This is a genomic window from Maribacter sp. 2-571 (assembly GCF_050589625.1).
In the GTDB taxonomy this organism is placed as follows: Bacteria; Bacteroidota; Bacteroidia; order Flavobacteriales; family Flavobacteriaceae; genus Pelagihabitans.
Genome location: NZ_JBNGOP010000007.1, coordinates 21,927 through 45,462 on the forward strand (window position 1 = coordinate 21,927; position 23,536 = coordinate 45,462).

Sequence of the window (23,536 nt, forward strand, 5' to 3'; positions counted from 1 at the left end):
GAACGTTTTTTGTTGCCATTGCATTTGCCTATTCTGTACGTAAACTTTTTACGGGATTTGCGTTTGCGGCCTTAATTGCTTGAAAGCTTACGGTAAGCATGGTAATGCCCAAGGCACCGATGATAGCCAACAAAAAGATATACCATTGCAGTACTACCCGATAGGGGTACTCCTGCAGCCAACCGTTCATGATGTAATAGGAAATGGGAATGGCGATAAAACAGGAAATGGTTACCAGTTTCAAAAAATCTTTGGAAAGCATGTTCCAAACATTGAAAACCGTTGCGCCCAATACTTTTCGCACCCCAATTTCCTTAGTACGTTGTTCAGCTACGAAAGAGGTCAGTCCAAAAAGCCCCAAGCAACTGATAAATATGGCCAATGCCGTAAATATTGCCGCAAGGCTTCCGATGCGTTCTTCCGAAGCAAACTTTTCACCGTATTCATCATCAACAAAGTCATATTGAAAGGGGATTTTAGGAAAGTGTTCCTTGAATACCCGTTCTATGGTGGCAAGATTTTCCGAAGCGCTATTTTTCGGGTTCAACCTTAGGTTGTAGTAACTGGACTCTCCTTCCTTATCAAAAACATAGATGCCCTGTTTTACGGGTTCGTAGGGCGATTGCGTAATCATGTCCTGTACAACACCTACAATTTTCAATGGAGGATCGGGGTTTTCCTCATTGCTGTCCTTGATCAAGACCCCTATCGGATTATCGAGGCCCATATATTTTTTTGCGGTTTCATTGATCAATACCGCATTGGAGTCGGTCGCAAATTCTCGGGAAAGATCTCGACCCTCTACAATTTTAAGGTTCAACGATTTTGCATATTCCGGGGATACTTCCGTCCATGCCAGATCTTCCTGAAAATTATCCGGTTTTCCTTCCCAGGTAAATCCACCCCGATTCGACCAAATTTGTGTGGTAGGGCTACTGGAAGACGACATTTCAATTGCCGCACCGGATTTTAGGAACTCGCTACGCATCAGATCATATTTACCCGTAAAATCCTCGCTAAAAGTGGGTATTTGTAACAACCCCTCCTTATCGTACCCCACTGGTCTATTTTTTGCGTAATTGATTTGCTGCATGACAATGAAGGTGCCTATGATAAATGCCACGGAAACCGTAAACTGCAATACCACCAATATTTTTCTGGGCAGCCCGGCATATTTGCCTGCCTTAAAAGTGCCTTTCAATACATCTACAGGACGAAAAGATGATAGATACAAGGCCGGGTAACTACCAGCGACCAGAGCGGTCACCACAATGAAGAATAACGAGGCGCCCCAAAACGAGATACTCCGCCAAGGGAAAGCAATTTCCTTTCGGGAAAGATCATTAAATCCATTGAGCGAGAGCAGTACCAGAAACAGGGCCAGCAAAAACGCAAAGAGAACGACCAAAAACGACTCGCTCAAAAACTGGTAGATCAGTTGCCCTTTTTGTGAACCGATGGATTTTCGAATACCGACTTCCTTGGCCCTTTTCTCGGAACGGGCCGTACTGAGGTTCATAAAATTGATACAGGCCAAGAGCAATACAAAAACACCGATGATACCAAATAGCCATACATATTTGATACGACCGCCTACCTGCTTACCGTTTTCAAAATTACTCCTGAGATACCAATCTTTCATGGGATGCAAGAAGAGCTGCGGGTTAAATTCGGCGGTATCCTCATTGGACACTTTTTTTAGATCACGTATCTGTGCCGATAGGCTTTCCATGTCAGTATTGGCCTTTAGCTGTACAAAAAGTTGAAAGGAGTTGTTTCCCCAGTTTTCCCGTGCCGATTCGAGCCACTCGTTACTGTTCAGGTAATGTTGCCAGGTCATGATAAACTCCATATCGTTAAAAGAATTGTTCACTGGAATATCCTCATACACGGCGGTAACCATCATATCATGCTGATTATCGATTTTTACGACTTTGCCGATAGGATCTTCTGTTCCAAAAAAGGCCTCGGCCGTGGACTGATTGATCATGATGGAGTTTACATCCTCCAAACCTGCCTTTACTCCTTTTAAAATGTTCAGATCCAACAGGTCCGGCGCACCGTCTTGCATAAAATTACCGGTCCTAGCCAGATTTTTTTCACCAAACTTTATATACTGTTGGTTGTTCCAGGAGGACAATACGATATGTTTGAAATAATCCCCATAGGCTTCTTTAAGCGCCGGTTCCAAAGGCAACGGTATGGATGGCCCGGTCCCGGTTTGGTTGTTAAAGGTTTGCGATTGGAACACTTGCGCCACCCTGTCCTTGTTGGTGAAATAGCGATTGTACGACAGTTCTTCGGTCACCCAAAGGGCAATGATCAGGGTAACCGCCATTCCTAGGGCCAGCCCTCCAATGTTGATCAGCGAATACCCTTTGTTCTTTAAAAGGTTGCGCCAGGCGATTTTTACATAGTTTTTAAACATAATGCTCGTTTTGGTGCGTTGCCCATCGGCTCCGCTATTGATTTGATGATGATGTACTTACTCGGTTTTTAAACTCTTGATAGGATTTGCGACTGCTGATTTTAAGGACTGAAACCCGACGGTCAAAAGGGTAATGAACATTGCACAACCGCCTGCCAACGCAAATACCCACCATTTGATATCGATGCGGTAGGTATAATCCTGCAGCCAGCGGTCCATAAGCAGATAGGCAATCGGTACCGCAATGAAAAGTGCGATGACCACCAATTTTATAAAGTCTTTGGTAAGGAGCCGTACTACCGAATTAACGCTTGCCCCTAAAACCTTACGGATCCCGATCTCTTTTTTCTTTTGTTCGGCAACGTAGGATACCAACCCAAAAAGTCCCAAACAACTGATGACAATGGCCAACAGGGTAAAAACGATGGATATTTTGCCCAGTCGTTTTTCTTCGGCATAGAGTTGGGCTACCTCACGGTCTACAAATCGGTAATCAAAGGGAACATTTCGTACCGATTTTTTCCATTCGGTTTCCAATGCCGTCAACAGTTGTCCGTAATTTTTGGTCTTGGTTTTCAGGAACAACCAGTTGGGTGAATTTTCCTTGTATAAAAACAAAGGGGAAATGGCCTCTTTTATAGAAGCGTAATGGTAATTTTCGACCACGCCGATAATTCGCATTTCGAAGGTTTCTTCCCCAAAACTTTGTATCAATTGTGTGCTCAACGCTTTTTCCAATGGAATGTCAAAGGTTTCCAAAGTTGCCCTGTTCACGATAATTTGGTCTACCGTATCCTTGGCGGTAAAATCCCTTCCGGTAAGAAATGGGATACGCATTGTTTTAAAATAGTCCTCACTTACACCATTGCGTTTTACAATAGTGGAACGTTCCCTACTTTCGCCTGGGAGATACAGACCATTATCGCTCAGTACATTTTCCGAGGGCGCATAGTTTCCACTGGATACAGCGGTTACACCGGGAATTTTTAAAAATAACTCTTTTATCGCATCGAATTTACTGGATGCCTCATCGGTACCGATGCGCAACGCCAACATATTTTCTTTATCGTATCCCAGGTCTTTGTTTTGGGAGAACCGAAATTGTTGGGTGATGATGATTACGGCGACGACCAAGCTTATAGAAACTACAAATTGAAAAACCACCAGCGCTTTCCGTAAGGTACCATTTCCGGAACCTAGAATATTGGTCCTTTTGAATGCTTTTACAGGATGTATCGCCGATAACAGTATAGCGGGATAGATACCCGCGATCAAACCCGTAAGCAAACCGATGATCAATAGCAATAACGCAATTTTCCACTGCAGCATATTGGAATAATCTAATGAGGCATTGGTAAGTTCGTTCAAGTAGGGCAACAATACCAATGTCAACGGTACACTGATCAACACCGCTGTCATGGAAAGGAGAATCGATTCTCCCAAAAATTGCCCGCGAAGCATTCGTTTTCCAGCGCCCACTACTTTTCGGATGCCGATCTCCTTCGCCCTTTTGCTTGCCCTGGCGGTACTGAGGTTAATAAAATTAACGCAGGCCACCAATTGTATAAAAAATGCAAGGCTTAACAGAAAATATAGAAATTCGATACTCGATACCTCGTGGAGCTGGTTCTTGCGACCTTCCGAATACAAATGGATATCCGCTATATTTTTTAACAAGAGGGTTTTGGACAACATGCCGGCATCGGCCAGATCTTTACCACCCCGGGCTTTAATAAACTCCGGTAACTTTTGCCGCAATCCGGCTGCACTGCTATTTGGGGAAAGCTGTATATAGGAATATACAAAATTGTTGGTGGCAAAGCTCTCGAACCCCTGTACAAAGGTTCCCATGCCCTCGGTCCCCATACTTACAATGTAATTGGGGTTTAAATGTGATTTTCCGTAGGTTTCGTCGAATACCCCTTTTATGGTCAAAACGAGTTCATCTTCGCCACTGCCCCAAACAACTTCTTTATCAAGCACCTTTTGTTCTCCAAACAGTTTATGGGCCAATTTTGAAGAAAGTACTACGGTATTTGGTTCGTTCAATGCACCTAGCGGGTTTCCTTCCAAGAAGCGATAGTCAAAAACCTTAAAAAATGTCGAGTCAGCAATATAGGCACGAGGTTCGTAATAGCCGTCGCTACTGTTAAAGGCCCGGATCAATGTGCTAAAGAATACATCGGTCAAGACTACCCTCGTTGCTTCCGTTACTTCGGGAAAGTCTTCTTTTATGGCGAAAGCAATGGGGGGACTGGCGGCAGCGGTATCAAAATTTGCACCCTCTCTTTCGATAATGGTTTCAACCCTGTAAATATTATCGGCTTGTTCGTGGTGCGCATCGTAGCCCAATTGTGCAAAAACGTAGATAAGGATAAATAGACAGCTTCCCGTACCTATGGTAAGCCCCAACAAATTGATGGTAGTCTGCTGCGGATTTTTGAGGAGATTCCTCCATGCGATTTTTATATAGTTTTTAATCATGGTTTTTTTTTAATAATGAATTCCCTATTATTCCGTTCGTAAGCTTTTTGCCGGTTGCGCCAGCGCCGCACGAACCGATTGGTAGCTTATAGTGAAAATGGCGATCGTTATGGCAATGAGGGCGCCCAGGCCGAACAACTGCCAGGTAATTTGAATGCGATAAGCATAATCTTCTAGCCAGCGGGTCATGACATACCATGCAATGGGGGAAGCGATTACAATGGCGATAAATACAAGCTTTAAAAAGTCGAAGGTGAGCAACTTGTATACGTTTTTAAACGTAGCGCCCAATACCAGGCGTATGCTGATTTCCTTACGACGTTGTTCCGCCATAAACGCCGATAATGCAAAAAGGCCGAGGCAAGCCACAAAAATGGCCAAAACGGCGAACGAGATAAAAATCGCTTTGATACGGCTTACGTTTTGGTACATTTTAGAAAACGAATCGTCCATAAACGCATACCGCAAATCCATATTCGGCATAAAGGTGGCCCAACTTTTCTTGAGCGCGGACAGAAAAGCCGGGAGGTCGTCGGTACTTACTTTTACCGAGGTTATGGTGGGACTGATTCCTCTAAAAAAGCTTAGCGGTTCCACTTTTTGCTTCATACTATCGAAGTTAAAATCCTTTACCACTCCTATAACTTCATATAAGCTCCCGTAGCGGGATATTTTTTTGCCTATCGGATCTTTGAGGTTCAGCCGTTGTGCCATGGTTTCATTAATGATGATCGCCTCGTTGTCGGAGGCCCTATCTTCCGAAAAGTTTCGACCGGATACCAGCGTCATGCCAAGAGTACCCAGGTAATCCTCATCGATGACCCATGCCTGACCGAATACGGTTTCATCGATGTTATCGCGTCCTTCGTTTACAAAACCGTTACCGTCCCTTTTGGTTCCCGATATGGGCAAATAGTCGCTAATACTTACACTAGCCACTCCATTGATTCCCTCAAGTTCGGATTTAAAGGTGTCAATTTTATCGCCCAACATGTTGGTGCCATAGAGCTGTATAACCTGATCTTTTTCAAATCCTATCTTTGAATTCAAAATAAAGTTCATCTGTTGGTTTACTACAAGCGTACCAATGATCAATACGATGGAAATCGAAAACTGGAGTACCACCAATCCGCTACGCAACCCACTGGATTTACTTCCGGTGGCCAACCGACCTTTAAGCACGGCACTCGGTTTAAAGCGCGACAGATAAAAGGAGGGGTAAAGGCCTGCCAAAACACCCACAAGTATACCACCAACAAGTATCATGGGAAGAAAATAGGGATGGGTCAGCGGGATTTCCAAGGTTTTGCCCGATAGGTCCTGAAACATGGGCAAGACCAAATAAGAAAGTACAATTCCGAAAACAAAGGCAATCATTGTAACCATCACCGATTCTGTCAAAAATTGCCCTATCAGATACGTCCTGGGCGAACCCACTACTTTTTTGATCCCGACTTCCTTTGCGCGGTTGGCCGATTTGGCGGTAGATAAGTTGATAAAGTTGATGCTCGCGATAACAAGGATGAACAATGCCACTATCCCGAATATCCATATGATCTTGATGTCGTTGCGAACGCTCGCCTCATACCCAATGGTACCGGACCGTAAATTGATGTCCGTTAGTTTTTGCAAACGCATGCTAAATACCTCCCCGGCATCTTCGGGGACTACAAAGCCAGAGGCCTCCAATGCGGGACGAATATAGTTCTGTATCAGGTGTACGGACATTTTGTCCTGAAAGGCCATGGCATCCGTTCCAGGTTTTAATTGCAAATAGGTAAAGTAGTTGTTCTGTACCCATCGGGTCTGTTCCCCTTCACCGAACTCCACTCCTTTCAAGGAAATAAAGAAATCATAGTCCATATGCGAATTGCTGGCAAAATCTTCCATCACCCCGTTGATCTGATAGGGTTCCGAATCATTACCGTTCAGGTATATGGAACGACCTATTGGATTTTGCTCACCAAAGTATTTTTTGGCCATTTTATGGGAGATGACCAAACTACCGGGCTGCGCCAGAGCCGAGGAAGCTTCGCCGTACACCATGGAAACATCCATAATGTCGATAATGGACTGGTCGGCATAGGCAAAACCTTTTTCATGATGTTGCTTCTGGTTACCATCGATACGGATTTCGTTACTCCCCGCCCCATAAAAAAGATCATTGTCATTAATTCTACCCGCATTTACGATTTCTGGAAAATCGGCAAGTAAGGTACTTGCGGTGTTGGCCGAAAAATGGATGCCATCGGCAATTTTACCGTCACGGGCATCCCTATTGAGCATGCGATAAACGGTATCGGCATTCTTGACATGGGCATCATAGCTGTTTTCGTGTAAAATATAAACGGCGATAAGGATACAAGAGGCTACCCCGATACTTAAACCTACAATATTGATAATGGTAAACCCTTTGTTCTTCAAAAGATTTCTCCAAGCGATCTTTAAATGATTTTTAAACATGATGTTCGTTTTATGATGGATCGGGGTACTTTAAAAATGATTTGATTGATGAATAAACTCCTTATGGTCGCGGTTACATAACGGCCCCCACTGCCCTATTTTGACTTTCGGTAACGATTTGCCCATCGAATAGGTTGATGACCCTATGGGCGTAGTGCGAGTCGCGATCGGAGTGGGTAACCATCACAATGGTGGTCCCCTCTTGGTTGAGTTCAGTTAACAGATTCATGACTTCTATACCATTTTTAGAGTCAAGATTTCCGGTAGGCTCATCCGCCAAAATCAATTTTGGATTAGTGACTACCGCCCTGGCAATGGCGACCCGTTGTTGTTGTCCACCGGAAAGCTGGTGCGGAAAGTGTTTTTCCCGATGCGCTATTTTCATTCGCTCGAGCACCTCCATTACCTTTGCTTTACGTTCCGCTTTTCCGATTTTAAGATAGATCAACGGGAGTTCCACATTTTCAAAAACGGTAAGCTCGTCGATCAAATTAAAGCTTTGGAACACGAAACCGAGGTTTCCCTTTCGCAGCTCGGTCCGCTGTCGCTCTTTAAGGCCGCCGACCTCATGGCCCGCAAACTGGTAGCTCCCTTCGGTGGGGTTGTCCAACATTCCAATAATGTTCAATAAGGTCGATTTTCCACAACCAGATGGTCCCATGATTGCCGCAAATTCCCCATTTTCAACATGTAGATTTACGTTGTTCAGGGCAAGGGTCTCCACCTCCTCTGTCCTAAAGCTTTTCTTTAAATTTTGAATTTGTATCATTATTGTTCGATTTTAGTTTTTGTTCCTGCTTGCCCATTGTCAAGCAATGCGTTTATGATGAATAGCATACTTTTAAGTCATGCCATTTTTATTTACTTCAATACAATTTTTTCGGCGTTCCCAAAGCTATCATAGTTACTGGTAATCACCTGTTCTCCTGCGTCCAGTCCTTCCAGAACTTCATAATAACGGGAGTTTTGTTTTCCGATACGGATAGGGCGTTTTAGCGCTTCTCCTCCATCGGGATCGACTACAAATATCCACTGCCCACCAGTGCTTTGAAAGAAGCTTCCTTTCGGCAATAACAGCGCTTCGGACGATTCGCCCAACTGCAACTTGATGTTGTAATTCTGACCGGTGCGAATGGTTTCCGGTTTTGCTTCCGTAAAAACGAGATCTACCTTGAACTTTCCGTTTCTCACCTCTGGATATACCTTTCGCAATCGTAAGGGATATGCTTTACCGTTACGTTCCAAAATTGCCGTCAGATCGCGGACGACCCGATCGATGTAATGTTCATCTATAGTAGCTTCGATCTTATAGTCGGTGAGTACGTTTACCTGTCCTATGCGTTGTCCCTGAGTGATATTCTGGCCGATTTCGGCATCCAAAAAGCCCAATTGACCATCGGCGGGGGCCCTAACGTTCAGGTGGTCCAGACGCTGATAGACCATACCCAATGTTTTTTGCATTCGGGCCAGATCGGCGTCCAAACCCGTTAGCGAAGTGCTGCGCAATTGATCGTCGTTTTCTGTCTGTAATTTAATAATATCGTGCTGTTTTTGGGACAGCTCGTAATTTTCTTTGGACAGCTGATACACTTCTCTTGAAATCAGCTCTTCTTCAAAAAGGGCTTTATTCTGTTCAAAATTTCGTTTCAAACGCTGTAAGTCGGTACTTGCGGTAGCCAACGATCTTCTGCCATCTACCTGACGCTGATCGAAAGTCAATTTTGTAGATCTTAAATCGTTCTGTTTTAGTGCCAAATTGCTTTCACTTGCCAATATTTGTTCATACAGGTTCATGTTCTCCAACTTCAAGATGATATCCCCCTTTTTCACGGTGGCGCCCTCTTCGATCAGTTTTTCGGTAACCCTTCCCCCTTCATAGGCATCCATATATATGGTGGAAATCGGGGCAACGGTTCCGCTGATGGTGATATAATCGTCAAACTTCCCTTGTGTTACCTCGCCAACGGAGAGTTTGTCCTTTTCGGTCCGAAACGTCGATGCGGAATTTCCGAACAGCAATTGATAACCGGCAAAGAGAAGCAATAGGCCTAAAGCAATATAACCATAGTGCTTGGCCTTTAATCCTTTCTTTTTCTCCAATTTAATATCCATAGTTGAAATCGTTTAGTTGTAATGGTCCACTTTTACTGAATGCCGAATACGGGCAGTCCACGGTAAAAATCCAAGGTGCTTTTATTCACTTCTGATTTTAACCGCGCCTGCAACTGTTGGTTTTGTGCGGTAGCGAACAAATTTTTTGCCGTAAACAGCGCAATGGCGTTGATGAGCCCTTTTTCATATCGTTTTTGTGCTATGGAAAACGCCAAACGCTGGGCTTCCATATTTTTGGTGGTCTGTTTGAACTCCACCTGCAATGCCGTGTGTTCCTGTACCAAGGTTTGAATGGTCTGGTACACCACTTGTTCTTGTATGGCCACATTGTTATCGGCACGCAACCGGTCGATTTTGCGTTGTTTTACCCCGGACCTGCCGGACCATCGATTGCTGATGGGGATACTTAGGTTGACCCCTATAAATTGAAAGGTATTGTCCCGAAATTGTTCCCGAAAAGGAATAGTGGCTCCGAGTGTGTCCCGTGTGGTTTCAAAATAGCCCGTTCCAATACCTCCGAAAAGGGAAAGTGAGGGATATAATTGTCCGCGTGCCGCTCCCAATTGTTTGCGCGCCGCCTTTGCTCTTAGGGTACTTGCCTTCAACAAGGGTAAAAAAACTTTGGTCGCTTTAAAAATACTATCCGTTTCTATCTTTTTAAAGGAATTTTCAGCTGTATCGACCGCAAAATTTGGCTGAATGGTGATATCGGATACGTCTTCTAGGTTCATTTCCTGTACCAGTCGAAGCCTTGCTACAGCCAACTGATTTTGGCTTTGGGTGAGGTTCAAACTGTCGGTCAATAAAAGGGATTGTGCCTCGTATAGATCCGCACCGGCCATTAGGCCCAATTCAATTTGCTTTTCCACCAACCGCTGGTTGTTTTGTGAAACTTGCAATTGTTCCATTGAAATATTGACCAAGCCTTCAAAAAATGCGATATCGTAAAACGCTTGCATTACCCGGAACGCCAAAAGGTATTTTTGTTGGCGCACATCTTCTTTGGCCGCTTTAAAAAGAAATTTCGATGCTTTTATGGTATGCATCCGTTGAAAACCTTGGAAGAGGGCTACCGACGATTCCAAAGAATAATTATTGGAAAAGAAATCGGTGGTAACCACATCGTTGGTAAAAGGATCCGTGCTTCTTCCAAAATTAACGGTATAGCTCGCATTACCGCTAAGGGTCGGTAATAGATCACGAACGGATTGACGATAGGTTTCCTTGCCCGAATCCGTGGTATATTGAAAATCTTTGAGTTGTAAATTGTTCGACAAGGCATAGTCCACACAATCGTTCAACGTCCAAGTCTCCTGAGTGAAAACGAACTTTCCGATCAGCACAAGTACAATAGTTAAGGTCGCTATTTTAGAATGCATATTCATATTGGTATGCCAATTGGTATACTATAGGTGTGCCACGTTTTTAAATTTCTGAAAATCAACTTGTTATTAATTATATTTTTGATGTACACTTAGGCAATTGTACAATAATTTTACAAATACTGTCAAAATATTGGACAATTGATATTTTTAATTGGATACAAATCGTAGTTTTAACCATTAAATGAGACAATACAAATGGTAAATGCCAAAATTTTGGTTATCGATGATAACAAGAGTGTGCTCAGTGCCCTTGAAATTCTATTACAATTCGAATATAAGGAAGTTGGTACCTTATCCAACCCCAACCAAATAAGCTCCTACCCTGGTTTAAAGGATTGTGATATCATTTTGTTGGACATGAACTTCTCCGCCGGTGTAAATACCGGGAACGAAGGGCTTTATTGGCTTCGCGAAATAAAGAAAAAGGTACCCTTGGTTTCGGTGATAATGATGACCGCCTATGGTGCGGTTGACTTGGCCGTAGAGGCGCTCAAGGAAGGGGCGGCCGATTTTGTTTTAAAACCATGGAACAACGATAAGCTATTGGCCACGGTAAAATCGGCCTATGAACTTCGAAAATCGAAGAAAGAGGTAGATCAGTTAAAGCGTAAGGAAAGCCATTTAAAACAGGTGATCAACCAGCAGGGCAGTACGATTATCGGAAACTCCAAAAGTTTAAAAGGGGTCTTGCACTTGGTTTCCAAGGTTGCCAAAACGGATGTCAACGTATTGGTTACCGGGGAAAACGGTACCGGGAAGGAACTCATTGCAAGAGCGCTTCATGGACAGTCCTTGCGTATGAACGAGGTATTCATATCCGTAGATATGGGGTCCATTTCCGAAAACCTCTTCGAAAGTGAACTTTTCGGTCATATGAAGGGGGCCTTTACCGATGCCAAGGAAGATCGTGCAGGTAAATTTGAGGCGGCCAATGGCGGCACCTTGTTTTTGGATGAGATCGGGAACCTATCCCTACAGACCCAAGCCAAGCTATTATCGGCCATACAGCATAAAACCATAGTCAGGGTAGGTTCGAACAAACCCATTTCCGTCGATATCCGATTGATATGCGCCACCAATGTAAACTTGGATCAAATGGTCGCCGATGGTCTTTTTCGGGAAGATCTGCTCTACCGTATCAACACTATACGCGTGGAAGTTCCCCCCTTGCGTGAACGTAACGAAGATATCATATTGCTGGCCGACCATTATTTGAACAAGTTTACCTCAAAATATGGAAAACAGGGGTTGAAAATAAACCAAGCTGCTCAAGAAAAATTAAAAACCTATGGTTGGCCCGGAAATATCAGGGAATTGCTACATACTGTGGAACGCGCGGTCATACTTTCGGAGGGTAATGTATTAAAACCTACGGACTTTCCCTTAAACAACGCGGTATCCGCGAAAAAAGGAACAGGTCCCGTTACTTTGGAAGCAATGGAATTGTTGATGATCATGGAAGCTTTGGACCAACACAACGGCAATCACAGCGCAGCTGCAGAACAACTGGGTATTTCAAGGCAAACCCTCTATAACAAATTGAAAAAGTCGGGATCCGCAATCTAAATTATGGTAAGTCGTAACATTTACATACAGTTGATCATACGTATCGTCGTTATTTCGCTCACCGCTTTGTTGACGGCATCCTTCTATTTTAAGGAACGGTACCTGTTGAGCGGTTTTCTTCTGTTCCTTTTGGGTATCCAAACCTATGTACTCATCCAATATATCAATCAGACCAATAGGAAGATCGCCTATTTTTTTGATGCCATAAAGAACGAGGATTTTACCCTTCGTTTTCCGGAAAAATTGAGTGTAAAATCGTTAGAAGAGTTAAATCATAGTCTGAACATGCTCAACGGAATGATTCAAGACATCCACTTGAAAAAGCAGGCCCAAGAACACTACTATCAGGAAATCATACGCCAGGCCGCCATCGGAATCCTGACCATCAATTCCAAAGGACATATCTTGTTCGCCAATGGTACGGTGGAAAAGCTTTTGAATTATCATCCCTTGAACCACGTAAAACAGTTCAATCAGATCGATACAAAATTGTATGCCCTGTTCGCCGATCTTGAACCCTTTGACGGGAAAGTATTTCAACTTTCGAACGAAAGGGAAAACTCCCAGCTCGCGCTGAAAGCGACCGCTATTAATGTTGACGGTGAGGCGCTATTGCTCGTAACGGTACAGGACATTCATAAGGAGCTGGACGAAAAGGAAACCGATTCCTGGGTACGGCTTATTCGGGTGTTGACCCATGAAATAATGAACACCATTACGCCCATTACCTCTATTTCGGAATCGATTTTAAAGTACTTTAAGAACAAAAACGAACCGGTCGCCCTTTCGGATGTTAGGCAGGACCATATTGTAAATACCGCAAAAGGATTAGAAGTGATCAAGGAACAGGGCGGAAACCTTATGGATTTCGTACAGTCGTACCGTAGTTTCCTTAGCGTCCCAAAACCGGACAAAAAACTGGTTCCGGTAATGGATTTATTGGATAAAGTGAAATTGTTGATGACCCCGGATAATGTTCAAGAAATGAACGAAATAGCAGTGGAAGTAAAACCGGAAGGCCTCTCACTTTTTATCGACGAAAAACAGATTACCCAAAACCTGATCAATTTGGTAAAAAATGCGTTACAGTCATTAAAGGGTCAGGAAAATGGAAAAGTGCGGATTCAAGCGGGAGAGACCGGTAAGGGCCAAAAGTACTTAACGGTCTGGGACAATGGTCCCGGAATACCTGCCGACCTGATCGATGAGATATTCGTTCCGTTTTTCACCACTAAGGACTCGGGAACCGGAATAGGGTTGAGCTTATCAAAACAAATTATGCATTTGCACGGAGGGGGAATGAAGGTACACTCCACCCCGGAAAGCGGAACCGCTTTCACCATGCTTTTTTAGGCGCTATCAGATTTTCTTGACCCGAACGGCGTTCATGCCACGGGCACCTTTTTCCAATTCAAAGCTCACCATATCGTTTTCGGTAATCTCGTCGATAAGACCACTGACATGGGTGAAGTATTTTTCATTGTTTTCCGAATCGATAATAAAACCAAAACCTTTGGAGTGATCAAAGAACGAAACTTTTCCATTTCTGATCGGATTGAATTTATCTTCGTCGGTCTCTTCCTTTTTTGGAATTCCCAAAACAATATCTTCCGCCTCGATCGCTATTTTTTCGGAAGGATCCGGTGGGGTATCCGTTAAATTACCGTTATGGTCTACATAAGCAAACTGAATTCCTCCTCCTTTTTCCTTTGCCTCTGCCTTTCGGGCTTCTTTACGTTTTTGTTTTTCTTCCCTTTTTTTACGGCGCTGTTTTTCCTTCTCCGTTTTATTATAGGTCTGTTGTGATTTGGCCATGTGCTGTTCTGTTTATTTTTAAGTTATTTAGAAAAGAAAATACGGAATGTAGTTGAGGAAAACAAACATGGAAATCAAGATTTCCGTAAAGTGAACCAAGTCGGTCGTAAAGCGCGAACATGCCCAGTACTTCAATTCTACTACGAAGATAAGCTTTCCGTTCCATTTTTAAAATTTTATATCGGAGCACGGCGCTTTTTTTGGACGATGTATGGTGTCCGTTGTTTTTTTAAGTTCCTCTTTGGCAATTGAAGTAAAAAACCGGCCCATAGTGATGGCCGTTAATTACCTTCCCTAAAGACCTATGTAGACCGATTATCCTGAAAGCCCATAAAAAAGTGACGGGTCATTGCGACAACTTATCGTGAATGTTCCGGGAAAGTTCAAGTACACGATGCCGTAATTGAGCAGGTTCCAGAATTTCGGCATAATCACCGAACATCATGTACCAGCGGGGAAATGCATTTTCGATATCGGGAGATTGGAAGGTCATTTCCACATGGTTTCCTTTGGCCTTTTCGGATTCAAAGCCGTACCGAAATTTCCCCTCGGCAATATGAGGTGCAATTTTACGATCGACCAAAATACGTACCCTGGTCGTATGTCGCAGGTGCTGTTGGTTTCTGTAGGCCTCCAATGATCCGTGGGTTCGGGAAAATCGCTTTTGGGAGCGTTTTACAAGTAGCATACGATCGGTTCTAAACTGACGATAATCCAATCGGGAATGACAGAATCCCAAAACGTACCAATTGTTGTTTTCATGGTAAATGCCAACAGGTTCGATCATTCGTTCCGTTGGTATGTCCGTTCTCAGGGAGCGATATTTCATAAAAACCTGTTTTCCTTCGGCGATACTTTCAAAAAGTACTTCCAAGGCATCCGGACTCCCTTCATGGAACAAAGGTTTTACGGAGGTAATAATAACTTGGGTGTCCAAAATGGCCAGCCAATCTTTTTCTTTACCCCTGAGGATCGCTTTGATCTTGAGCATGGCAGTGGCGTAATGTTCCCCCAAGGACTTATCCGTAAATTTTTGCATTAATTTTTGGGCAGCTAAAAAACTAATGGCCTCTTCTTTGGTGAACATTACCGGTGGCAATCGATAGCCTTCCATAATGGAATACCCCAGGCCCGCCTCGCCCACTACCGGTACCCCACAGCTTTCAAGGGTGCGAATATCCCTGTATATGGTCCGCAAACTCACCTGGAACCGTTCCGCCAAAACTTTTGCCGTAATCTTTTTTGACGCTTGCAGTTGAATTAAGATGGCGATAATGCGGTCAAATCGTTTTGTGGTATCAACACTCATAAAAAGGAACTATTGCGTCGTTTGTTTGAAAAGTAAGGGTAAGGTACATTAGGAAATTGATATTCCGTTAGCGGTTTTGTAAACCTAAAATACGGTTTGTTCCTGACAACCCTATGTCAGTAGCATCCTAAATCGATCAATTTTAATTCCTTTTTGCCCAAATAGATAGTTTCAAAGGGAGTAATACCATTTTAACTTTATAATAGCACTAATGAATGGTATAACTATAAATAAAGGTGGTTTGCGGGGTCGACCCGGTTATGGATTTTGGATATTTTCCCTCATTTCGAACAATTCCGTTTTCATGCTGACAAAAGGTTGTCACTACCTGGATTTAACTTTGTGCCAAACTTTTAAACTATCGGTCATGCTCTATATGTTCAAACCCATTACAGAATTAAAATGCCGTAAGACCAAAAACGTTTTTAAGACACTGATGGAGTATTGGCTGCAGCAACGGCGCCATACCAGAAAACACATTGCCGCTTTTCCAGAAAAACAGTTGTTTGCCTATACTATCGGAAAAATTCCATCTTTTGGGGATATGGCCTTGGAGCAAGCGTTCATCTCCGGTCCGGGAATACGTCAGCTTGCCACAGGTATCGATGATACCTTAAACGTCAATAGACAAAAATACCGGAGCAAGAATACGCTATTGGGGCTTTGGGACCATAGTACGGTACAGATCGAATATTATGCTGCCGAAATCGATACCAACGCCGGTAACGGCAATATTCGATTGCAACATCAGCTTTTTGCATCCCTGGATGATGCGTTATGGTACTTTTTAAAACAGGAAACCGCATTGTCCGGTTATGGAAATACCTATTTGAACGCGATGGAGGTTTCCCCTCCTTTGCCATAATACCGTTTTGGTGGCTGAAATAAGGTCCGTTCAATAGGAAACTAGTATATAAAAACCAGTGTTAAAATGAATTATATGAAAACCGTTTCGGTATTTAAAACCTCCGTAAACAAAAAGCAGGACATCAAAAGGATACGCCCGTTGTTGAACAGACTTATTGCAACAAATGGAAGGTGGAATTTCGATTTGGAAGATTGTGACAGAATCCTGCGTGTGGAGAGCCAAGTATGTTTGGAAAACGAAGTGATAAACCTCTTACGCTATTGTAATCATGAATGTCAAGCACTGGAATAAGCCTATTTATGGACGTTACGTTTTTTTGAAGCGTTGATGAAGTAAACTCCCGTGAGCAATACTACTGCTGCGACCATGGATTGCCGGGTAATGTTTTCGTCCAAAAAATACCAACCCAAGAAAAGCGCAATAATCGGATTTACATAGGTCGATGTGGCCACTTTTTCGGGCGAGACCTTACGAAGCAGGTAATTGAAAGAGGTGAACGCGATAATACTACCGAATACCACCAGCAGTAACATGGAAGTCAATACGGGACCGCTCCATTCCTCCGGGGACGACCAGGGCTCGTTTAGGACCAAGCTGGCAAGTATCAAAAGTATGCCTCCCATGAACATTTGATAACCAGTATTGACAAAGTAGTTTTTGGGTAGGTCGGCTTTGCCTACGAACAGGCTTCCATAGCCCCAACTGACCATACAGACAAAGATCATGGCCATACCAAGTAGCGAATTCTCTTGGGAAACCACCTGTTTTTGTGCAATCAGGAGATAGATGCCCACAAAACCTAGGACGATACCGACAATCGACATTGCTTTGATTTTTTTTCCTTCCAAAACCCACATCAACAATAGGACTACCAAAGGCTGTGCGGAAATTTCGAGGGCGGCAAAGCCACTATCTACATATTTTAACGCCCACACCACTACCCCGTTCCCAAAGGCAAGAAACAAAAAACCCGCAATCACCGTATTTTTAAGCTGTTTTGCCGTAATACGAAGTGAAATCCCCGAAAAGGTACATATCAGACCGATCAGCACCCCCGCAACGGTAAATCGGATACCCGCCAACATAAAAGGTGGAAGTTCGGAAACCGCTATTTTGTTCAACAGATAGGTTGAACCCCAAATAACGTAAATCGCAAAAAAAGCCGATACGACCAATAGCGTATTTCGGGATATGGACATACTCGTTTTTTAAAGGTCAATAATACCACAAGCAATTGAAATAGTAACGCAAATGCCATTTATTCCAACGCTTTTTTCCATAAAGGAATCAAGTCGGCAAAAATAGCTGCTATCATGGTAAAAGGAATAAGGAACTTTATACAAATAAATATTCTTTAAAGGCATCACGGAAATGGTATGGCAGTCCCAAGGCGCGGTCGGCAGTTGCAGGAGCTCCTTTTTATCAATTATAAAAGTGCTTACTGCCCACAGCTACTGTAACAAGAATTGGTTGATCGTTAACCATCGTTAGTATTTAATATATGACTTTCCCAAAAGTTCCAGCGTTTTGAGATTTCCAAAGAGCCGTAGTTTCGGTTGGCTGTACGTTACGCATATAACCCATCAATACTCAATACTCATTACCAAATACTAACTACAAATTGAAAAATGGATCGGCATTCCAACAGTTGGGTATCCAAAACTTACAGTTGGGTAGGTTCATTTTTTGCGGGCCGGACTTCCTTTTTAAGTTTACACCAGTAATCATCAAAAACCTAAAATTATGAAATGAGCCATAACAATTCTTGATACCAACCGAAATGACTATTGGCGAATTACATCTGACTATTAAAAAACAATAAATATAAACAGATGAAAGCTTCAATCATCAAAACAGCAACAGAATCAAAAACAGGACACTACTTTTCCATTTTAAGTGGGAGTAAAAGAGTACAATGGGCACAGTACCGTAAATTCAACAGATAAACCGACTATAATCCTAAAAATAAACATCATGAAGACGAACCAAAATAGTATCCCTAAACTACAAAACTTGAGTGACGATTTGATAAAACGAATAAGCAAACCGTTCTCTACCGAAACCATCCGTTGGGCAAACCTGCCTTGCTGACCCATAACGGCGCTGCTAGGTATTGAGAAATAATTATTGGTAAGGTAGCGCTCAAAACAAATGGTTAGGGATTGCTTTTCATACCAAATGCATTTGAACAATTGTTATCCTCGGACAAATACGGTTTCGCTATTTGATCGTATAACGATACTTGACGCCGAGAATATAGTCCCTTTCACGATCGACCGCTTCCAAATCGCTTTGGAAACGCAGAAAAATACCTAGTTTGCCGGCATTTTTCAACTTGTAATCGGTACCGAACGTCAGTCGATATTGGTTGGCCCGACCACGGTCGTCCGCTATTCTGTTGAACCACTCCGCTGCAAATTCCGGATCTAGTTTCCAATCCTTGATCTGATATTCCAAAGCACTTTTAAACCGGATGAATTGTCGGGCTTCGTCCGAAACCCCTAGCTCATTTTTACGCTGATAGCGCACCCGATATTTGAATCGGAACCGATTTGCCTTGGCACGGTAGCGTAAATCGATATGGTATCGGAAGTGGTTTTCGTAACCTTGTATATTTCCTTGATCATCATTCTCCCTAATATAGCGTGCAGCAAAGCCCAATTTTAGCCCCTTATACAGCTTCCGATTTGTCTGGAACTGGGCAAAATACTCATCGACCGTTGTGCTGTTGTCCTTTAGACGAAACTGTGTTTCTAGCTCAAAATCCCAATGTTTGCCGGCTTTATAGTCCAGGCCGACCGATGACCATGTTAGAAAATCGTTAGTTTGAGCGGTAAGCACAGTGGCGCATAGCGCTATGAAAACGAAAAAGAGACAGATAATTCTTTTGTGCATAATAACCTCAGGGGCTTTCTATTTTTTGGCGAAGTAATAAATCGTAAGCACGGCAGTGTCCTTTAAAAAATCGATATCCCCGATACGTATCCGATTGATTTCGATTCCGGTCCTGCTTTCCAGGTCGGCCTTCAGTTCTGCTTCGTTTTCCGGTCTGATGTTCGCTATTTTTTCATAAACGATTTCTTTGCTGACCTCATGTTTAAGGTTCCACCATCGTTCGATAATGGCGATGGCCCCAACGACCAAAAAGTTTCCGAGAACGATTTCGGCATAGCTCAACTTTTTATTGGCCAATGAATTGATTACGGAAATCCCGATTACTACGAACAGATAGGTCATTTCCTTTATAGCAATGGTATCGGTTCGATAGCGGATGATACCAAAAATGGCAAAAAGGCCTAGGGCCATGCCCATATCCAATTCATACTTTTTTAGCGTGAAACACAAAAAGAAAACAATAATACTGATCAGATAATAGGTGAACAGGTAGTCCTTTCTTTTGGTTGCGGGATAATACAGATAACGGACGATAATCGTTAAAAAAGTGATGTTGATGCCAAACCGGAACATCATTTTTAAAAGGTCGTTGTCGTAAAGAGGGATTTCTAAAAACTCCATTGTGCTGCGGTGACTTTATTGATACGTAATCGTTTTTCCTTAAAAATATTTTGCTTTAGCGACGGATTTAACTGCGCCATACCGATGCAGTACTTGCTCACGCGATAGGGAAGTATTCCATGGTGCTTTAGTATCTGGAAAAAATTTCCCATTCTGTTGAACGTTCCTTGTTTTATTTCGATAATGGCCAAATTCTCAGGTTGGTACCGGCCGTGCCCGTTTTGAAATGTTAGTCCGATATCGATCGTCACACGTTCCGACAGGTCCGGGGCAATCAGGGTAATCCGCTTAAAATCGTTTTGAAGTACGGGTGAGATACTACTTTTTAACGAGCAGTTTCTCCGAACGAAAGCTTGGCCTTCTAAAGTGTTCAAGGCGGTAAATGCATCGATTTGCTTGCGCTTTTTTTTCGTCCGTCCCGTGTTTTCCTTTATTTTAACCTCCAAGTAGCGTTTATTGGACGCGCTATATTCCCGGATCCTAACTTTAAAACGATGTCCTTTTCCATTATGATGATCGGTGTAACAGTCAAAAGCTTCAGTATCAAAATACTGGTTTTTATAGGTCATCACGCGGGCATCGGAAATCTCCAAAACATGATAAGACGATTGTGCGGCACTAAGTATGCTTGTGATTTTTTGTTGATGGAGTATAAACTTGGTATCCACCCTATCCATCAGGGAAGCATCGGAAATAGCATCGAGCGAAATCGGCCGGAACGGGTCCAATGACTGCTGCAGATTTTTCAAATACTGTGCGTTAATGGACATGGATGGTTAGTGTTGACATAACACAAAGCTACTTATTAATTTAAGAGTCCGGTTCCAACCTATGAATAATCATGCGCGAATACCATGTTGAAGTTAAAATGGTATGACATCATTTTTAGCGATTTAGTGAACTACCTCGGGGCAAGCCCACAAGGCTTTAATACCATTTCGATGCACACATCGGGATATAAAACCTACGGGAATCAAACAATGCTATTCGAGCGGACAACGGACGGGCCGGCTGCTTCCTTTACTAGAGGCACCGCTACCGTTTAAGTAAAAAATATCCACTAATATCGGCACTTTCGGAGAGGTTGATGGTGTACCAATAGGAGTCCGGCGGCAATGCGCTCCCCAGGGCCTCACCATCCCATTTTTGGCCTGGGGCCAGTTGCACCAACAACTTGCCATATCGGTCGTAAACAAACACATTGGTTACTGTAAAGTTTTCCATAGAATCCACGGACCAAAAATCTCGAAAACCATCATTGTTAGGGGTGAAAAATCTCGGAATAGCTGCAATAAAAGGGTCCGTAGAGGGTATTTCCGTAGTAAAGGATATTGGTGGGCATTGGTCGGAAATAATTGTTCCAGCGTAGGTAGAAATCTGAATATAGATAGTGGTCCCATAGGGCAACGGGCGATCAAAGCGATAGTTGTTTTCCGAACCGGTATCAAAATTATCCACGAGATCACGGCCCCCAGAAACGATACCTGCAGAAATAAAATATCCATCCACATTGGGAATACTTTCCCATTCCAAAGCCGTCGTAACGGAAACGTTCTTTTGCGCTGCTGTGGGGATGGTCAGGTTTGCACAGGAAGTTTCCGAAGCACTGTCGCCAGTGGTAAAGGAAATAGAACGGCAGTTGATAGCGGCTCCTTCCGAATTATAAGGGATTACCGTGATAAAATAGCGTGTTTGGGGCTTAAACCGCGGAGGTTTAGCATTGGTCGTGTTTCCCACGTTCTCCCGGTCCCAAACCAACAAACCGTCGGCATCGCCCTCCCGGATAGTAACATAATAGCCTGTGGCACTAAGACTGCCGATCCAGGTAATGTTAGCGTTTACCGGTACCAACTGGTTTCCGGGTACGGGATCGATGACCATGGTACATTGCGGTACGGCCAAGCCGGAGGTACGGAAGCTAATTTCGATACAGGTATTGATCAATTCCCTATTTCGAAAAGGAACCACCGAAACAAAAATTTCAGATCCGGAAGGTAGGCTTACCGTAGGATTATACGAAGTTACCGTTCCCAACTGCTCATTTTCTACAATATCGATTCCACCCGAGGCAGTGCCCACGTTCAATACGTATCCGGTAGCACCATCCACGGCGTTCCAAGAAAAATGGGTATCCGTAGAAACACCGGTGGCACCGTCCATTGGGGTCACCAAACCGTTACAGTTGCCAATTTGCGCCTGTACGGGACAAAAAAGAAACACACAAAGGCATTTAAGTATCATGCCAAAATAAGATGTAAAACCGTTTTTCATAGCATAAAAAACAACAGGTCCACAACGATTGGAAGTACAACTTCCATTTATATTAATCCGACCTGCATGATGTACAATATATGAAAATCTGAACACTGTAGCCTTTCTTCAGTTCGAAAGGGGCAGTTAGGGAGTACGGACAGGGCAAAGAAAATTGTTTCTTGGGCATAAAAACCTCCCATCCGCTATAAATCGTATACGATTTTGTACTTTTACATTATGATGAACAGGATGATAGTGCGAGACCAAGTGCGAGAATATTTACTGACCCAGATGCGGGAAGGTAAATTGAATGCGGGAGAATCGGTAAACTTGGCCGCCCTCGCACGTACTTTAAAGGTAAGTGTTACCCCGGTTCGTGAGGCGTTGACCCAACTGCAACAATCCCATGTGATAGAAGCCATTCCCAATCGCGGTTTTTTTATGAAGGAACTGAGTCACGACGAGGCCAAAAATCTTTACGAACTGGTCGCCCAATTGGAGGTTTTAGCACTGGAGCAGTCCGAATTTGATGCCGATGCGATAGCCAATTTACGAACGCAGCAACGCCTGATACAAGAATCGGTGCATCCCTTGGACCGGATCAATGCCTATATGGAGTTCCATCGATTGTTGACCAAAAATTACAAGAATACCGTAGCGCAACAGATTCTTGGCGATTTAAAAACACGGGTATTTTTATATGAAAAGGCCTTTATGTCGGACGAATCTTTTTATTACAATTCCGACAACCAACATGAAGCCATCATTTCCGCGATTGAGGACGATAACGTACCCTCGGCGGCACTGGTACTAAAAATGAACTGGTACCTTGTACAGGATTATATTGCAAAACAATTAGTTGTACTTTAATGCCGGTCGCAAGCTTATAGGACCATCTCTACAGCGCGGCCATTTTCTGGTATAGCATACAACTTTTGTTTTTAGATGGCGTTATGTTGTTTTAATACCATTTTAACTTTGAAATCGCGCGTATAGAAATTGAATTATCTTTTAGTTGTTCGAGGCAAAAAATCTAAGCATAGCCCTAGCTACGGTTATATTTTTTAACGAAGAACAGCTGAAAAAGAAACGATTTATTAGTGCTATTTCAAAGTTAAAATGGTATAAGATTGACAAACGACAACAATGCATACATCATAATGGGATACCTCTCGCCACAAATAGCAGCTTTTGCCAAAAAAAGTAAGCAAAAGAACCTTTCATTGATCAAAAAGCAAAACTCTTGCGGAATTTTTCAAGACTATGAAGCAGCAGATAATAAGGCATCCGATAAATCAGAGGGCGATAAAGGATAAAGGTTTACTAATACCACACCT

The 23,536-nt window shown here is 43.1% G+C and carries 20 protein-coding genes; 7 read left to right on the forward strand and 13 right to left on the reverse strand.

All coding sequences use genetic code 11. The features are described from left to right. Positions 1-28 precede the first annotated feature (28 nt). The 6 genes from ACRD7P_RS06930 to ACRD7P_RS06955 all read right to left on the reverse strand — a co-directional run bounded on the left by ACRD7P_RS06930 (position 29) and on the right by ACRD7P_RS06955 (position 10,866). Positions 29-2,428: an ABC transporter permease gene (locus ACRD7P_RS06930; protein ID WP_430906815.1), complete on the reverse strand. Its 2,400-nt coding sequence runs from the start codon at positions 2,426-2,428 to the stop codon at positions 29-31. Between the two features lie 57 nt (positions 2,429-2,485). Further along, positions 2,486-4,912, reverse strand: coding sequence for an FtsX-like permease family protein (locus tag ACRD7P_RS06935; protein ID WP_430906816.1), 2,427 nt, complete (start codon positions 4,910-4,912; stop codon positions 2,486-2,488). Between the two features lie 27 nt (positions 4,913-4,939). Continuing rightward, a complete protein-coding gene (locus ACRD7P_RS06940; protein ID WP_430906817.1) occupies positions 4,940-7,375 on the reverse strand; it encodes an ABC transporter permease in 2,436 nt (811 codons plus the stop codon). A gap of 73 nt (positions 7,376-7,448) precedes the next feature. Beyond that, on the reverse strand, positions 7,449-8,144 hold the full coding sequence (locus ACRD7P_RS06945) for an ABC transporter ATP-binding protein (RefSeq protein ID WP_430906818.1): 696 nt from the start codon (positions 8,142-8,144) through the stop codon (positions 7,449-7,451). Positions 8,145-8,236: 92 nt separating this feature from the next. After that, positions 8,237-9,487 carry an efflux RND transporter periplasmic adaptor subunit gene (locus ACRD7P_RS06950; protein WP_430906819.1) on the reverse strand — a complete coding sequence of 417 codons (1,251 nt, stop codon included), beginning with the start codon at positions 9,485-9,487 and terminating at the stop codon, positions 8,237-8,239. 32 nt (positions 9,488-9,519) lie between these two features. Then, positions 9,520-10,866, reverse strand: a complete 1,347-nt coding sequence (locus ACRD7P_RS06955; protein WP_430906820.1) for a TolC family protein — start codon at positions 10,864-10,866, stop codon at positions 9,520-9,522. A gap of 201 nt (positions 10,867-11,067) precedes the next feature. Here ACRD7P_RS06955 and ACRD7P_RS06960 point away from each other — a divergent pair, with 201 nt between their 5' ends. Both ACRD7P_RS06960 and ACRD7P_RS06965 read left to right on the forward strand, forming a co-directional pair. Beyond that, entirely contained in the window at positions 11,068-12,438 is a 1,371-nt protein-coding gene (locus tag ACRD7P_RS06960; protein WP_430906821.1) for a sigma-54-dependent transcriptional regulator, read from the forward strand. A 3-nt stretch (positions 12,439-12,441) separates the two neighbouring features. Then, the gene (locus ACRD7P_RS06965; protein WP_430906822.1) at positions 12,442-13,791 is read left to right on the forward strand and encodes a sensor histidine kinase; all 1,350 of its coding nucleotides are present in this window, start codon (positions 12,442-12,444) and stop codon (positions 13,789-13,791) included. Positions 13,792-13,797: 6 nt separating this feature from the next. Here the strand turns inward: ACRD7P_RS06965 and ACRD7P_RS06970 are convergent, their stop codons facing one another. Together ACRD7P_RS06970 and ACRD7P_RS06975 are read right to left on the reverse strand one after the other, a co-directional pair. Next, positions 13,798-14,253 carry a cold-shock protein gene (locus ACRD7P_RS06970; protein ID WP_430906823.1) on the reverse strand — a complete coding sequence of 152 codons (456 nt, stop codon included), beginning with the start codon at positions 14,251-14,253 and terminating at the stop codon, positions 13,798-13,800. A gap of 346 nt (positions 14,254-14,599) precedes the next feature. Then, positions 14,600-15,562 (reverse strand): helix-turn-helix transcriptional regulator, encoded by a 963-nt coding sequence (locus ACRD7P_RS06975; protein WP_430906824.1) that lies wholly within the window; start codon positions 15,560-15,562, stop codon positions 14,600-14,602. Between the two features lie 367 nt (positions 15,563-15,929). Between ACRD7P_RS06975 and ACRD7P_RS06980 the strand changes: the two genes are divergently transcribed. Further along, complete coding sequence (locus tag ACRD7P_RS06980; RefSeq protein ID WP_430906825.1) at positions 15,930-16,427, forward strand: hypothetical protein; 498 nt, start codon at positions 15,930-15,932, stop codon at positions 16,425-16,427. Between the two features lie 66 nt (positions 16,428-16,493). Continuing rightward, positions 16,494-16,721: a hypothetical protein gene (locus ACRD7P_RS06985; protein WP_430906826.1), complete on the forward strand. Its 228-nt coding sequence runs from the start codon at positions 16,494-16,496 to the stop codon at positions 16,719-16,721. Positions 16,722-16,723: 2 nt separating this feature from the next. Here the strand turns inward: ACRD7P_RS06985 and ACRD7P_RS06990 are convergent, their stop codons facing one another. The 4 genes from ACRD7P_RS06990 to ACRD7P_RS07005 all read right to left on the reverse strand — a co-directional run bounded on the left by ACRD7P_RS06990 (position 16,724) and on the right by ACRD7P_RS07005 (position 20,716). After that, the gene (locus tag ACRD7P_RS06990; RefSeq protein WP_430906827.1) at positions 16,724-17,629 is read right to left on the reverse strand and encodes an EamA family transporter; all 906 of its coding nucleotides are present in this window, start codon (positions 17,627-17,629) and stop codon (positions 16,724-16,726) included. 1,021 nt (positions 17,630-18,650) lie between these two features. Next, positions 18,651-19,325 (reverse strand): DUF2490 domain-containing protein, encoded by a 675-nt coding sequence (locus ACRD7P_RS06995; RefSeq protein ID WP_430906828.1) that lies wholly within the window; start codon positions 19,323-19,325, stop codon positions 18,651-18,653. Between the two features lie 18 nt (positions 19,326-19,343). Then, the gene (locus ACRD7P_RS07000) at positions 19,344-19,946 is read right to left on the reverse strand and encodes a DUF4956 domain-containing protein (protein WP_430906829.1); all 603 of its coding nucleotides are present in this window, start codon (positions 19,944-19,946) and stop codon (positions 19,344-19,346) included. Then, the gene (locus tag ACRD7P_RS07005; protein ID WP_430906830.1) at positions 19,934-20,716 is read right to left on the reverse strand and encodes a polyphosphate polymerase domain-containing protein; all 783 of its coding nucleotides are present in this window, start codon (positions 20,714-20,716) and stop codon (positions 19,934-19,936) included. Before ACRD7P_RS07005 ends, ACRD7P_RS07000 begins: the two co-directional genes overlap by 13 nt. An 84-nt stretch (positions 20,717-20,800) precedes the next feature. On the opposite strand from ACRD7P_RS07005, the gene ACRD7P_RS07010 reads away from it, so the two are divergent. Beyond that, positions 20,801-20,992: a hypothetical protein gene (locus tag ACRD7P_RS07010; protein ID WP_430906831.1), complete on the forward strand. Its 192-nt coding sequence runs from the start codon at positions 20,801-20,803 to the stop codon at positions 20,990-20,992. Here ACRD7P_RS07010 and ACRD7P_RS07015 read toward each other — a convergent pair. Next, on the reverse strand, positions 20,982-22,166 hold the full coding sequence (locus ACRD7P_RS07015; protein WP_430906832.1) for a T9SS type B sorting domain-containing protein: 1,185 nt from the start codon (positions 22,164-22,166) through the stop codon (positions 20,982-20,984). The two genes, ACRD7P_RS07010 and ACRD7P_RS07015, sit on opposite strands and share 11 nt — an antisense overlap. A 282-nt stretch (positions 22,167-22,448) precedes the next feature. On the opposite strand from ACRD7P_RS07015, the gene ACRD7P_RS07020 reads away from it, so the two are divergent. Together ACRD7P_RS07020 and ACRD7P_RS07025 are read left to right on the forward strand one after the other, a co-directional pair. Next, the gene (locus tag ACRD7P_RS07020) at positions 22,449-23,069 is read left to right on the forward strand and encodes a GntR family transcriptional regulator (RefSeq protein WP_430906936.1); all 621 of its coding nucleotides are present in this window, start codon (positions 22,449-22,451) and stop codon (positions 23,067-23,069) included. A gap of 260 nt (positions 23,070-23,329) precedes the next feature. After that, positions 23,330-23,515, forward strand: a complete 186-nt coding sequence (locus ACRD7P_RS07025) for a hypothetical protein (protein ID WP_430906833.1) — start codon at positions 23,330-23,332, stop codon at positions 23,513-23,515. The last annotated feature ends 21 nt before the right edge of the window (positions 23,516-23,536 follow it).